Here is a 291-nt window from a genome sequence, read left to right as displayed (position 1 = left end):
GGCTATTATGACCTTAGATTACTTGAAGCAATACTTGGCAGTAATGGTGGATGATTCTGAAATTATCCGAGGAGCAGAGCAAGCTGTACTTCCAGGTAGATTTGAAGAGATACAAGGTAAAACAACTTTACTTCTAGATACGGCTCACAATCCTGAATCTATGAAAATACTAGTAAACACCCTCGAAAATAGGTTTGAGAATAAAGAAATTCATGTACTTTTTGCTGCGATGAAGGATAAAGATATAAAACAAATGCTTGATATACTTTATGAATCGCCAATGATAAAAGA

Annotated in this window: 1 protein-coding gene; it reads left to right on the top strand. The window is 34.7% G+C overall.

Translation table 11 applies throughout. The features are described from left to right. A partial coding sequence (locus tag AOA62_RS05020; protein ID WP_305886544.1) for a glutamate ligase domain-containing protein occupies positions 1-291 on the top strand: 291 nt, incomplete at both ends.

Source organism: Pseudomonas sp. 2995-3 (genome assembly GCF_002742565.1).
GTDB classification, from domain to species: domain Bacteria; phylum Pseudomonadota; class Gammaproteobacteria; order Pseudomonadales; family Pseudomonadaceae; genus Aquipseudomonas; species Aquipseudomonas edaphica.
The sequence above is the reverse complement of the archived record's forward strand: the minus strand, read 5'-3'. Positions and strand labels throughout refer to the sequence as shown.